This is a genomic window from Pseudomonadota bacterium (assembly GCA_027624955.1).
Taxonomy (GTDB): Bacteria; Pseudomonadota; Alphaproteobacteria; order UBA828; family UBA828; genus PTKB01.
This window is the reverse complement of record JAQBTG010000060.1, coordinates 1-12,424: the sequence shown is the minus strand read 5'-3', so window position 1 is coordinate 12,424 and position 12,424 is coordinate 1. Positions and strand designations below refer to the sequence as shown.

Here is a 12,424-nt window from a genome sequence, read left to right as displayed (position 1 = left end):
GGCCGGATTTGCCTCAGTATCAGACGATGTGCCCACTTTCGCCGCCACTGTTTCCGGCTTTTTCGTCGGCGTGACTGCCGCGGTTTTCACCGAAGTTTGCTTCGGCGCGGAAACCGCGATCGTTTTCTCGGCCACCATTTCAGCTTTGGCTGCGGTCTGTTCGGGCTGCGTGATGATTTCGGTTTTTGCCTGCGACACCGCCTCGGGCTGGTTCACCTCTGATTTTACCGCTGGCTCAATCGCCGCCGTCTTGTTTTCGGCGCTTTTGACCGTCGGCTCAGGCTTGGCTGCCATTTCCGTGACAGGTTGTGACGCTTGGATCGGCTCCTCGGTCCCTGCACTGGGTTCCACAGCCGCCATTTTGGCTGCTGCCGCCGAGTCACTTATCTCTTCACCGCCAGCCTTCTCATCACGGGTCGTCGCTGCGACCGGTTCGATAATTTTGTTGGCGCTATCGTTCTGTTGCAGAGCCGCCGACGCTAACTTTTGCTGGGTCTTAATTGAGGCCAGCTGTGAGATGGTATCAACATTCACTTGGCCCATCGCGGCCAACAGGCGGTACACCGCGATACGCGCGTCATGCTGGGCCGCGACCAACTGGATGCGTGCGTCGAACATCTGGCTTTCAGCGTCGAGCACGTTGATCACAGTTTCTTTGCCGGCTTTGCGCAGTTTGCTGCGTCCGCTGAACACTTCGGCGGCGATGTTGACCGCGTTTTGCAGCAAGGTCACGCGCTGGCGCGCCGTATCCAGACCCGACCACGCAAGGCGGGTTTCTTCGCTGATCTTGCGCTTAACAAAATTTCCCGAATTGATGCTCGACAAGTAATCATGCGACGCCCGGGCGACGCCAGCTCGGGTGGCGAAACCATTGAACAGGTCCCAATTCGCCTGAACCTTGGCCGTATAATTCCGCCGGCTGCCGCGAGTAGCCGCGAGATCGTCTTCGTAGGACCATTCAGCGACGATATCGACGGTTGGATAAAATTCCGCTTTGGCGATGGTGCGCTGTTCTTGGGCAATATCGACGCGTTTCTCGGCCTTACGAATTGCGGGATGTTCAACCAACGCAGAGGCAATCGCTGTATCGACATTCTCTGGGATCAAGCCCAGCGGCGTTGTCGGCATGACCATTTCGGAGGTGGTCGGTTCATGCCCGAACACCTGGTTGAAGCGGCTCCGCGAATCTCTGAGCGCTCCGTCGAACGCGACGATGCGTTCCTTGGCCACTTGCAGGCGTTTCTTCGCTTCCAAAACATCTAAAGTGATGCCGGCGCCACGGCGCACGCGCTCATCTTCAAGCTCGAATTGGCGCTGGATTGTGGCTGTATTTTCGGTCGCCAACTGACGCAGACGAATATTGCGCAAGACTTCCAAATATATTGAGACGCCTTCAAACAACACGCCTTGTTCGACTTCTTCCAAGCTGATTTCCGCGGACTGCTTGGCCAAGTTGGCGTTGGCGTTGTTGGCCTCGTTGAGATAGCCGTTAAACACAGTTTGCGTAAGTGTGACGCTGGTCTGGCGCGCTTGTCCCGTGGTGAAGGGGCCTTGGCCTGGCGTGGCGGTGGTCCGCCCTGGGCTGTCGATGCGCTCATAGCCGAAATCGCTAAAGGCGCTGATCCTTGGCAGATATTCCGCGAACGCGGCGTTCTCGCCTTCCTCGCTGGAGGCAACATTTTGCCGTGCCGCCCGGATTTGCGGGTGGTTGACGAGCAATTGCGCAACTTCTTCCTGAAGTGACTGCGCCGAGGCCTGCCCTTGAATTCCGAAAATTGATGTGGTTCCGAGAAGTGCCGCGGTAAACGCAACGACACACAGACGCCTTTTCATGGTAAATAGCCTGCCCATTTTATCGACAATACAGCTTTATCGTTCCAGGCTGCGGGCGCCAATCGCCCGACAGTAACCCCCCAAATTGGTTTCACATTATCACAAGTTCTTGATTCTGAAAGGTATCCCAGCTTGTCGACCCGTCCCCGCAAAGGCCGGGAACTGCCTTGTTTTTGCTGTTGGCGACCCGCCTCGGAATTAGGCGTCAATCGACAAATTTCCTTTGGGAACAGATATGCAGGCCAGACAGGAGCCCGCTTCTGGTTTTGCGCCGGGTTCATTAAGATAATTGACTTCACCAGCTTTGATCGCAGTGATGCAGGTGCCGCAATTGCCGGCCCGGCAGCCGAAATCGATGTCGATATCATTTTCCTCAGCAAAATCCAGGATTGAGCCGATATCCGGGTTCCAATCGAGCGTCTTGCCGGATTTAGCAAAGGTGATCTGCACGCCGGCACTCGCTGAAGAGGCTTCGGTGGCCTCTTTATTGGCTTCGGTCTTGGTCTTTTTCACCGTTGCCGGGCCAAAGGCCTCAAAATGCACAAACTTCTCGGGCACACCCCATTCTTCCAGGGCGGGCACAATGGTGTTCATCATCGGCGGCGGGCCGCACATATAAAAATCGTAATTGCTCGACGGCAAAAGGCGCTTGAACAGATCGACGCTCACGCGCTCGGCATACTGATAATCCTTGCCCTCGACGTCGTTTTCGCCGGGCTTCGAATAGCAAACACACATCCGTACGTTTTCATTTTCGCGCGCAATCTGCTCGAGATGTTCCTTCATGACCTGTTCTCTACTGTCGCGCACGCCGTAGAAGAACCAGGTTTCGCGCTTCGAGCCACTTTCGACAATCTGATTGAGCATGCTGAGCACCGGCGTCAGGCCAATGCCGCCACCGATCAGCACCACTGGACCCTGTTTTGACGTGTCCATGAAGAATTGACCGCCCGGCGCCTTAATGTCGATGATGTCGCTTTCATTCACACTGTTATGGAAATGATTTGAAGACAGGCCAGGCGGCACTTCCGGTTGATCGCGGGGCGGCGGCACGGCCTTAATCGAGCAGCGGTAATAATCAGGGTGATGCGGGCTGTCCGATAGGGAATAGCAACGGATGACCTGCTTCTTCTGTCCCGCTATATCGAGGCCGAAGGTCAGATACTGGCCGGGTTTGAAGGGCGGTAACGGCTTGCCGTCATGCGGAGAGAAGTAAAACGAGCAAATGCCGCCGCCTTCCGGCACCTTGCGGCTGATTTCAAATTTGCGGAATCCGTTCCACGACAGCTCGTTGGATTCGCGCTCGATGCGGCGCTGATCCATGATGTGGTCGATTTCAGCCTGGAGTCTCCGATCCTGAATTTCGGCGCTGCCGCCGGCGAACGCCGCGCGCCGTGCATTGCTAGCAATCGTCAAAAACAGAAAGATCGACAACGTCGCCAACACAATGATGGCGATGACATTAATGGCAATATCCATTCTCTCGAGCCTCCCCCCTTAAGCGCCGTTAGAACTTGCGTCTAATTTCAAAGCGCGCACCAGCCAAATTGTCATCTTCCATGCGCCAGCCATGCATGGCATCAGCGCGGAAGATCCAAGCCTCGCTCAATGGCAATTGGTAGCGCACGCCGAGCGCATATTCGTCTCCCCGAGCAGCGCGACCGACCTCATTTTCGCCGTCAATTACCTGTAACGCCGCGGCTTCCACCACGAGTTGCTGGTCGAGGTTGAACAAATATTCCATGCCCAAGGCACCGCCGGCCGTATTTTGGCCAGTATCGTCGAGCTTGGGAAAGCCGGTCAGGCCGTCGGTCTCGAAATTGATGCCGGTATTCTTGAGAATGCCGCCGGCGCCGCCCGCGCGAGCTGCAGATTGTGGCCTGTCGAGGCCGACAAAGAAGTTTGCATAGGGCACCCAGGTCGAAGGTTTGCGCGTAATAAATGAATTTTCGAACAACAAGATAATGCCATCTGCGTTCTGCTGCGCATTGTTGTCGCGGTCCTGGCCGAAGGAATAGACAACGCGCGTGCTGTTTGACAGCCACGCCTTGTAGCGCTTTGAGAAGGCCAGTGTGACGTTGCTGAAGCTCTGGTCGTCCAGCCCTGATTCGCCGTCGAGATGGGCGATGCCTGCTTCCCAATAGCCTTGTGTCGCTTCGATGAAGGCGGCAGCGCCGTAGATATTCACATTGTGATCCGCCGCCACGCCGTCATTATCGAGAATGCCCGCATTGGTCACTTTGTCGATACCGGCAAAGAAAGTGAAATCCATGTTAGAGATGTCGAGTGAGGGGCTGTTGAGCGCCGGGATTGTGATCGCGGCGCCGGTAAAGGCATCTTCAATCCAAATGCCGTTTTGGAACAGCAGCGGCATCAGGCCGAAGGCAAACGGCACATCGATCGAGGAGTAGCTGCCAGCTAGGCCGGAATAAATCGCGCCGCCGTCACCTTCGAAAAATAGCGCGTCCAAATTGCCGTCGAGCTGCAAATCGCATTCACGGTCGGGGTCGTTGTCGGGTGCGTCATCGCCGAAGAATTCGCAGCGCGTAAATTCGCCTTGCCCGTCAAGCGGCCCGATGAACCAGTGAACCCGCTCGGTTGACGTAAAGCGGTAATCGAAATCGAGATTAAGGCGGGTCGCTACCTGACCAACTTCCTTGGCGCCATTGTCGTTGAAGGCAATCGCCGTCCGCCAATCGCCATAAACGTAAAACTGATTATACGTGGGATTCAACGTGCCAAGAAACGTGCCGGCTTCGGAGAACGACCCGGCCGTATAGAGCTCGCGCCCCGCCTCAATCAGCGGGCGGGGCGTTGGGTATGCGGATTTACCGCCATAGATTTCCAGCTGTGCCTCGGTATCGTAGCCGGCGTCTTCATAGACCGGGTCCGGCAGAAACACGCCCGAATCATGCTCCGCCTGCGACGCAGCGGGATCGGTTTCAATATCCTTTGCCGCCGCCTTCTCGACACCCGCTAGTGCAAGTGCACCGGCCAGGAGGGCGACGCCGCCCACCGGCCAAAGTCGAAAGGTGAATCGATAATGCGACTTCTTGGTCAAGGCTATCTCCCTACTTCAAATTCGACGGTGAAGGCGTCGACTTCTAACATCCACTCGTTCATGGTGCGCTCCATTTCTGTAGTCGCACCGACGAACCGCATAAAATAGATCGGCTCGGCCCGGCTGCGCATGCGGAAGGCCAATTTATACGTTCCCGGTTCGCTCAGCAGCTCGCCCGGCACCGAATAGTCGGCATCGCGGCTGGCCAGCGGCGGGATGGAACGGCTCTCCATGCGCACGAACGGCGGATGGTTCATCACCGTTGTCGGTTGCGCCGCTGGGCGCAGGAACGGCAGTTGGTCGACATCGAAATTGACCGGCAGATACATCTCACGGTCGGTTCCCTTGACGTTGGTGGTCAGGAACTTGGTCTGATAATTCACCAATTGATCGTCGAAGGGGATGGCTCCGTCGAGCACATCGAGGCTGTGCTGATCGGCCATGTCGCCGTTGCTGTCGACATAGCCGGATTCCCAAACATTGTTGCCGCTTGGATCGATCAACGCCACGTTCAGCCACAGTTCGGGCTGCGCGCCGAGCGACCCGGACGGCAGGTTGTGGCCATTGTTGGTGTTGGTCACGACATAATGGAAATCGAGATCGTCGCCGACTTGCGGTGGGTCGTCGAAGAATGGGCCGTCGACATGCGAGCCATTCTCCATCACGCGGCGGCGCAGATCGCGTTTTTCCTCGATCAGCACGAGATTATATTCGACGACGGCGCGCGCTTCCTCGCGGTCGAATCGGTCTTCCCAAACTTCTGGAAATTCAAATTCTTCGCGCGTGCCTTTGTCTACTGCTTCTTCATATTCGTCTTCCCAGTCCGGATCGCCCCAAGGTTCGCGCCAGTTGAATTCCAGCCATTCCTGCATGGTCCAGTTTTCGGCGTCGGGATTGTGCGGGAAGATGCCGGGATGAGCGATGGGATAGCCCGGTCCGGCGAAGGAATGATCATGGCGGATACGGTTGGGGTTGACCGGCCGGCCATCGACCACGGCCACGGGGCCGGTCTTAAATTCGCCAGCAACGCCGGGATTGTAGCTCATATGGCAATCCTGGCAGCTCACGCCTTCCTGATGGGCCGGCGAGTCACGATATTGTTCCCACACAACTTCGAGCTTGATGCCGAGATTGACCGCAACCTGATGGCAGGATGCGCAAAATTCTGATTGCGACAGCTGGTCCATCTTGACGGCCGAGGTGTGAATTTGATTGCCGCGTTCTTCTTCGTTGGTCGCCACTTTCCAAGAGCTGGCATCGGCCACCACTTCAGCAACGCCGTCGCCGCCGATATTACCAAACACCGGCTGGAAGATGCTGCCTTCGACAATCCGGCGCTCGCCGTTGGAGCGGCCATTGGCTTCGTTGACGCGATGGCAGGTAATGCAGGTGACGCCTTCGCGCGAAACCTGACTACGGTCCCAAATCGCCATTTCGCGGGGCTCGCCCATCGCGGTTCCGGCACTGATATGACAACGCACGCAAAACGCACTGATGGTCGGCGCCAGCGAATTAATGGCGTTCTCGAATTTATGAAACATCGGCGAGATCGCCGAATAGGCATGATTTGACGACGCCCATTCGCGGTAAATATCCTCATGGCAGGATTTGCATTTCGACGCACTCGGGAAGAGATCTTCATCCGCAAGCGCACTATGCATCTCGTCGCCAGTTTCTTGACCATCGGCACTGGCCGGCGCGCCTTCGTGCTCATCAGCGCTGGCCGGCGATTGCCAAGCCAAGACCGTAAGGAGGCCGAGAGCGGCGAGGAACACGACGCCGAGGCGCCAGGGGTTATTCGCTTTGTTTTGCCGCGTCTTCATTTCTCACCATCCGTAAATTGAATCCAGGGTCAGCGTGATACACATGACAGAGCTGGCAGTCCTGTTGGACCTGTCCTTCACTGTGACACTCCGCACAGGTCTCCTGTTTTATCGCAAAGAAGTTGCTTTGGAAGTGATGTGGATCACTTTGATCGAACGCCTCCTGGTAAGACGCCTCGGGATTGATTTTATGGCAGGTGCGGCAGCCGTTCTCCGGGTCCATCAAATTGACGCCCTCCGGACTGAGCAAGGTGATATGCGCGCCGTGCGAATATGTCGTATACGGCCTTGCTTGGCTTGCCCGGTAGCGCCATTCGGCTTCTTTGGCACCGCCTTCTTTGTCCGAAAGCGCGTGGCATTTGGTGCAGGCGCCGACGCCCTCCTTACGATCCAAAACAGCCTCATGCATGGCCTCGGCATTGTCGGCGTTATCACCATCGTCACCAGCATTACTCGCCAGTGCGAAAGAAATCCACGCCTTGGCGACGCGATCACCATGGCCGACTGGCTTGTAGCGCAGCTCAAGCGCCTCGCCATGCCAGCCACCGAGCGTGCTCTCCGCCGGCGCTTCATATTCAATATTTGACGCCCAGGCGCAGGCCACACGCTTGACCAGTTCCGAATTGAGGCCCGACAACATCACTGGCGATACCGTCTCACCCGCACGTTCATCTACCAGCTCGGCCAGCGGCGCCGGTCCCTCTTCGACCAGGCGCATGATGAATTCCTGCATGGGCGGGCTATAGCTGTCCATGTCGTCTGCCGGCGTGCCCATCAGATAAGCGGTGATCGGACCGCCTTCCTCGAGCGAAACGGCTTCATATTCTTCTTCCTCTACCGGCTCTGCCATTTCCATTACATCGCCGGCTTCGATCGCTTCGTTCATCGTTGCCATCTGCTCGCGCAGCAATTCCCAGCTCTCCAGGGTCGGTCCGCAGGCTTCGGTGACGGCATCGCGGTCAATTAGGTTCTCGTTGAATTCCGGCAGTCGCAGCACCACCAATTCGCGTTCGCGGATGGTATCGCTGTGACACGCCGCGCAGGTTTCGTCGAAGCCCGCCGGCGCAACGGCGCGCGCTGCCGTATCGACTGCATGGCAGGATGTGCAATCCGCCGGTGCCCGTTCCTGATAGCGCTGGTCGGCGAAATGTTTGGCCAGATGAGAGGAATGATTGAACTGCACCGAAGTGCGGCGATCATGCGGGAAGGCGGCGGGAAATGCCGGATGGTTAGCGGAGAAACTATCGATTTTGGTCTCATGGCAGACATTGCATTGGGCGTCTGACATGGTCTTGATATCTGCATCCTCGCCCTTGTGCTCGGTATGGCACATGACGCATTCCGTCGCTTGCGCCTTGGACGCAAAGGATGCGTTGTGGCCAATCCGCGCATCGCCGCCGAAGGTGTGGCAATCGACGCATTGCCCAGTCATATCCTGCTCGTGGAACGCCGATAGGAACCAATCGCCGGCGTCCTGGTCATGTGCCGTGTGACACGATGCGCAGCCTACTGCCGAGGTAAAGTTAGCGTGTCCGCCGGTCAATTCGCCGGCCTGAATGATTGAATCGCGCGCTGCGCCACCGTCGCCCAAAGTCAACATGAACGCGATGATCGCGACCACGAGCGAGAACGCACTGATGGCAAGGATGCCGCGCAGGCTCCTAATCGTGCGTTTGGGCTGACAGGGCGGGTGTTGCTGGCAACAGGCGCCGCTCGGATCAGGGCCCTCTTCGCACGGGCCGCCGGCGATCGCTGAACGCCGGCATTCCCAGCGGTCGCCAACCTGGGCCGGGCGACATTCGCTCATGCCGCCGCAGCGCCCGGTCGTGTTGGGGCCGAATTCGCATGGCTTGCCCCACGCTGCGGCGCGCCCGCAACGGAAATTTTGTGTCGGCCGCTCGTAGCGGCTGATATCGTGTTTAAACTTTTCCGGATCCATCATATCGCGTACACATTCACGACAATCACGTGCCAAAACATTAGTCCAAGAACCGCAGCTGCCAATGGCAAATGCACCAGCAACCAGTATTTCATCGTGCTCTGACAGGCATAATGGATATCGATCTTGGCCTTCATTTCCGCCAGATCATTCAACCGGTCCAGATGCACCCGTTCGCCATCGTTCAAATAGCGGTCTACGGTGCGATACTGATTGCGGAGCCAATGTTGTCCGGAATTGCCGCCAAAGGCGTTGTTGAAGAAAAATCGCGGCCGGCGGAAAAACCAACTCATCGTTTCCATATAATGCCGCGCCAAGGTGTCGCTGCCCGTCTCTTCTGTGCAGACGCGGACTTCCTCCTCGGCTTTTTCCCTGATTTCCGACAATTCTGCCGGAATGCGTTCATAGATGATCTCGAAATCGGTTTGCACCAAGCGGCGGGGATTTATGCGCTGAATGATGTATCCGAAAATTCCGCTTAACGAAACCAGATAAAACACCAGGGCGAGCGCCTGTTCGTAGCCACCGGTCGGCCAGATTGATCCGGTATGAATAAAGAACAGGATTACCGCTGCAACACCGCCCACCACATGGATCGCCAACCAATAGGCTGAGCGCACAAGCGGCACCATAGCGAGCTTCTTGCGCGCATTGAACAGCGCCAAGATCATCAGCAACGCAAACAGGGTGTAACCGGTGATAAATTCGGGGCGTTCTAATTTCAGCTCTGCGAGATGGCTATACACCGCCAAAATTATCAAGCAGACGATGGCGATGCCCCACAGCAGGGTATAGCGGATAGCGATTGGGCTCATGTTGAGGCCCCAAACGTCTCGTCACCCTGGAAATTAACCCGTTTGAGCGCATCATGCGCACACGCGCGCACGCAGGCCGGCCCACCCGGATTGGTTTCACAGAGATCGCATTTTGTCGCTTTCATGATCGGCTTTTGGCTATCCGGATCGCGCACCATTTTGCCCTCGATATCGCGGATCTCGACCAGCCGGATATTGTTGTAGGGGCAAGAGTTGGCGCAGGTGCCGCAGCCGATACAGGTATCATCGTTGATCACGACGGCACCGGTCTCGAGCGAGCGGTGGATGGCGCCGGTGGGGCAGCCGATCATGCACACCGGATCGGCGCAATGCATGCACGCATTGGCGACCATCCAATGATCGAAGGTGCGCCCATGGCGGATGAAGCGCGGATTGCCGCCATGCGTCGAGGCGCAGGCGCGCACGCAATCGTCGCAGCGCACACAGCGCTCCAGATCGATCAGCATCGCCATCGTGCCATTGATGAAGCGTTGCTCCACGGCCCATTCGAGCGGTGCGTCCGAGGCTACGGTTCGAGTCGCCAAATGGTGCAACGGGCTCGCGACATGATGGCCGACCTTGTTGAAGACATACTTCTCCAGAATCGGCGCCGGCACGCGCAGCAAATCGACATAGCCGACCGCCTTTAGCGAGGTTTGTAGCGACACGTCGTTGCCGAGATGAGATGCCCACAGTTCGTCATAGCCGAAGCTGTCTCCGGCACCCAAATATGTCAGCGTTCGCTCGCCATTGCCCATTTTTATCGACACCCGCGCAAAGCCTGCGCGAATCATCAGGAGGCCATCGGGATAGTCGCCTTGGCGGCCAATGACGGGCTCTTTGTCGGCTTTGCCCTGGTCGCGCATGCGCTTGTATGTCACATGCCATTCGAAGCTGCCATGGCTTTCGAACAGGGTCGCATCGGCGACCTCGTTAAGTTCTACTTCGCTCAAGCCAGTGAAGTAGGGCGAGCTTTTCAGATGCACTTTGAGCGCGTTCTCGCGGTAGCGCTCGTCAATCGTCTTGCGCCAGCCCGGATCGTATTTGCGCAATTCTCTGAGCCCCTGCCAGCGTATTTCTAGCAGCTCAGATTCTTCCTCGGCGAAGATCGTCGCGGTGCGCGGCACACGCCCGAGCGCCGCCAATTCACCAAACAGGGTACTGGGGCCGAGTTGTGCGGTATTGTGGCTGTCCAGCACGGCCGGGACATCCTGCAGGAAAACCCGGGCATCTGCCTCGGTTTGCGCGCCGCCCTCGCGTACTGACTGGCCGCCGTAACGCGATGTGTCGCGCACTTCCGGCACAGTCCGATTGGTCCATAACTGACCCAGCGCCTGGATGAAATTCTTGCGTTCGCTATTCTGGCGGCCGATCAGGTTGCGCGGCAGCGACGGCGAAATGACCACCCGCAAATTGCCGTTGACGACGAGAAACGCTGAATTGCCGTAATCGCCCTCGCGCACGATGATATCGCCTGGGTGATAGCGGACGATTCGCGTATCGTTCCTGAGAATGCCGTCGAGCGGTGTGTGTTTCGGAAAAGCTTCCGCGTCGATCGACGCGAATTCGGGCAATGCCAAAAGACGCTGGACATCGGCATCCGCCATTTCGGGCCCGAACGGTGCATCCCACCGCTGAGGCCTCGCAATCATTGCAACGCTGGCCAAATCCCTGTTCCCCGCCCACCGTTTGATGCTTCTAGCGAGTGGTCTTACACCCACCCTTGGCGCATCGATTAAAACTTTCTGCCCCTTCACGCCAGTGGCGCGGCAGTCTCTATCTTGCCGCAAACGTTCCGAACGTGATCGCGACCATAATGCCTATTTGTAACTGTCTTTCGCGGGCAACAAGCCGCCGACCTCACCAGAGAGGTCCTTACCTTGAATTGCTGCGACCAGGGCGCGTGCCTCGTCAGCGGTGGGGTTGGTCAACAAGCCCGCTGCCGCGCTGACTTTGCCCAGCGCTTCCCGTGCCGCCGCAGCACGCGCCGCCTGAAATTCTTTATATTTGGCAGAATCGGAACGTCCGGCTGCGTTGACCGCCGAAACCAGCTTGGCCGCCTGGCCGATCACGTACATTTCTGCCGATTGCGCCGCCGACATTTCAGCGTTTTTCGTCATATCGGGCGGATAAAAGCGATGGCGCACACTGCCTTGGCTGTAGCGCACCAACTCCCAATCGGCCACTGTCGGGTGGCCAGAATCGAGCATGATCGCAAGCTTGTCGCCGGCCACATTGGGATTGGCTAGGCCGTGGCACTCCATGCAGTTCTCAGCCACGCCGTATTTATCGGACGGCCAGCGCATGCCGGCCGCCGCAGCGCTGGCGATGCGCCCAGTCTTATGCTCCGGCGTCTCTTGATCGGCTTTAACACTGGGTCCGCCGTAATCATTATGAAGGGGGAACCAATCAGAAGACGCGCCGTGGCAGCTTTCGCAGGATGGCCCCGCTTCAGGCTTGGCTTTGCCGCCGGTTTCTTTTTGCGTCACGGTGTAGTGGCATTGCACGCAGGTTTCGTTGCGTTTCATGCTTTTTTCACCGGTTGCGGTGGCGATTTCCTTGGCCTTTTTTTCCTTATGCACCGTCTTGAAAGATTCGGCGTGCTTGGTCGCCTGCCAAACCTCTGATTCGCCACGATGACATTCGGCGCAGACCTTAGGGCCTTGACTAAAAACTTCCGCGCTGGATTTCTGCGCGAATCCAAATATTGCCGTCGCTATCGCGAACGACGCTATGAGAGTTATTGTTGCTAGCCGCATCGGTAGGCTCCCCATGATCTGCTCTATCCTTCGAAAATCTATGATGCGTGATTCAGCGAAGCAAAACAACCCTCTAATGAGTAATTATGGCCATTTTGCGACGGCACAGGAACGTGCTCCCAGTGCACAGGAACGTGCTCCCAGTGCAGCAGTTCGACACGATGAATAATCCAAATTACCAACTAGCCCGGATT

8 protein-coding genes are annotated in these 12,424 nt (G+C 57.2%); all 8 read right to left on the bottom strand.

Going from position 1 to position 12,424, the window contains the following annotated elements:
• A partial coding sequence (locus O3A94_16310) for a TolC family protein (GenBank protein ID MDA1357817.1) occupies nt 1-1,833 on the bottom strand: 1,833 nt, incomplete at its 3' end.
• 198 nt (nt 1,834-2,031) lie between these two features.
• On the bottom strand, nt 2,032-3,312 hold the full coding sequence (locus O3A94_16305; protein MDA1357816.1) for a 2Fe-2S iron-sulfur cluster-binding protein: 1,281 nt from the start codon (nt 3,310-3,312) through the stop codon (nt 2,032-2,034).
• Nucleotides 3,313-3,340: 28 nt separating this feature from the next.
• The gene (locus O3A94_16300; GenBank protein ID MDA1357815.1) at nt 3,341-4,894 is read right to left on the bottom strand and encodes a hypothetical protein; all 1,554 of its coding nucleotides are present in this window, start codon (nt 4,892-4,894) and stop codon (nt 3,341-3,343) included.
• A gap of 2 nt (nt 4,895-4,896) precedes the next feature.
• A complete protein-coding gene (locus tag O3A94_16295; GenBank protein ID MDA1357814.1) occupies nt 4,897-6,717 on the bottom strand; it encodes a multiheme c-type cytochrome in 1,821 nt (606 codons plus the stop codon).
• Nucleotides 6,689-8,659, bottom strand: coding sequence for a hypothetical protein (locus O3A94_16290; GenBank protein ID MDA1357813.1), 1,971 nt, complete (start codon nt 8,657-8,659; stop codon nt 6,689-6,691). Before O3A94_16290 ends, O3A94_16295 begins: the two co-directional genes overlap by 29 nt.
• A complete protein-coding gene (locus O3A94_16285; protein MDA1357812.1) occupies nt 8,656-9,471 on the bottom strand; it encodes a hypothetical protein in 816 nt (271 codons plus the stop codon). Before O3A94_16285 ends, O3A94_16290 begins: the two co-directional genes overlap by 4 nt.
• Nucleotides 9,468-11,138: a cyclic nucleotide-binding domain-containing protein gene (locus tag O3A94_16280; GenBank protein MDA1357811.1), complete on the bottom strand. Its 1,671-nt coding sequence runs from the start codon at nt 11,136-11,138 to the stop codon at nt 9,468-9,470. The genes O3A94_16285 and O3A94_16280 overlap by 4 nt, the downstream gene beginning before the upstream one ends.
• A gap of 153 nt (nt 11,139-11,291) precedes the next feature.
• Nucleotides 11,292-12,230, bottom strand: a complete 939-nt coding sequence (locus O3A94_16275) for a cytochrome c family protein (GenBank protein ID MDA1357810.1) — start codon at nt 12,228-12,230, stop codon at nt 11,292-11,294.
• Nucleotides 12,231-12,424 lie beyond the last annotated feature (194 nt).

Excerpts from the sequence above, each read along its gene's own strand:
- O3A94_16290 (MDA1357813.1), bottom strand. The coding sequence starts at position 8,659 with ATGATGGATCCGGAAAAGTTTAAACACGATATCAGCCGCTACGAGCGG.
- O3A94_16295 (MDA1357814.1), bottom strand. The coding sequence starts at position 6,717 with ATGAAGACGCGGCAAAACAAAGCGAATAACCCCTGGCGCCTCGGCGTC.
- O3A94_16305 (MDA1357816.1), bottom strand. The coding sequence starts at position 3,312 with ATGGATATTGCCATTAATGTCATCGCCATCATTGTGTTGGCGACGTTG.
- O3A94_16275 (MDA1357810.1), bottom strand. The coding sequence starts at position 12,230 with ATGCGGCTAGCAACAATAACTCTCATAGCGTCGTTCGCGATAGCGACG.
- O3A94_16285 (MDA1357812.1), bottom strand. The coding sequence starts at position 9,471 with ATGAGCCCAATCGCTATCCGCTATACCCTGCTGTGGGGCATCGCCATC.